The organism is Arthrobacter sp. TB 23, assembly GCF_000294595.1.
Lineage (GTDB): Bacteria > Actinomycetota > Actinomycetes > Actinomycetales > Micrococcaceae > Arthrobacter_D.
In genome coordinates this window covers 1-1066 of sequence record NZ_ALPM01000120.1, presented here as the reverse complement: position 1 = coordinate 1066, position 1066 = coordinate 1, and the positions used below count along the sequence as shown (strand labels likewise).

The window sequence follows — 1066 nt, the reverse complement described above, 5'->3', positions numbered from 1 at the left end:
CCAGCCGCTCGGCTGGCTAGAGTCAGAGGATGGAACAACGAACTCTTGGTAAGACCGCACGCTCCGTTTCGACCGTAGGGCTGGGCACCTGGCAGCTCGGCGCCGACTGGGGAGACGTAGACCCCAACGATGCCACGGCCATCCTCCACGCCGCCGTCGATTCCGGCATCACCTTCTTCGACACCGCCGACGTGTACGGCGATGGCCGCAGCGAACAGACCATCGGCGCCTTCCTGGCGGATAACCCCGGCCTGGACATCACCGTCGCCACCAAGATGGGCCGCAGGGTGGAGCAGAAGCCGGAGAACTACACGCTGGCAAACTTCCGCCAGTGGATCGACCGGTCCCGCACCAACCTCCGTGTGGACACTCTTGACCTGGTGCAGCTGCACTGCCCGCCGTCGTCGGTCTATTCCGACGCCGAGGTCTACGGTGCCCTCGACACGCTGGTCAGCGAAGGCGCCATCCGCAACTACGGGGTCAGCGTCGAACGCACTGATGAGGCCCTGGCCGCCCTCAAACACGGCAACATTGCGACCATCCAGATCATCCTCAACGCCTTCCGCCTCAAGCCACTGGACGAGGTGCTGCCCGCGGCCAAGGAGGCTGGCGTCGGAATCATCGTGAGGGTTCCGCTCGCCTCGGGGCTGCTCTCCGGCAAGTATTCAAAGGACACGACGTTCGCCGAGAACGACCACCGGAACTACAACATCAGCGGTTCAGCGTTCGACGTCGGAGAGACCTTCTCGGGCGTTGACTTCAATACCGGCTTGACGGCCGTCAAGGAGTTCGAGGGCTTGGTTCCCGACGGCGTGACCACCGCCCAGGCCGCGATCGCCTGGATTGTGGCGCAGGACGGCGTCAGCACCGTCATCCCCGGCGCCCGCACCGTGGAGCAGGCGCGCGCCAACGCAGCAGCAGCGGACACCGGGGATCTTGGGGCCCGGTTGAACGACGGCGTCCGTGATATCTACGACCGCCACTTCCGTGAAGCGATCCACCCCCGCTGGTAAACGGCACACCGGCCCTTTGGTCGGAGACCTGATCGACCGACGACGACGGCTCG

Annotated in this window: 1 protein-coding gene; it reads left to right on the top strand. The window is 65.2% G+C overall.

Going from position 1 to position 1066, the window contains the following annotated elements; all coding sequences use genetic code 11:
- The first annotated feature begins 29 nt into the window (after positions 1-29).
- Positions 30-1013, top strand: coding sequence for an aldo/keto reductase (locus tag B384_RS0116090; protein ID WP_019484126.1), 984 nt, complete (start codon positions 30-32; stop codon positions 1011-1013).
- Positions 1014-1066: the final 53 nt, after the last annotated feature.

Excerpts from the sequence above, each read along its gene's own strand:
- B384_RS0116090 (WP_019484126.1), top strand. The coding sequence starts at position 30 with ATGGAACAACGAACTCTTGGTAAGACCGCACGCTCCGTTTCGACCGTA.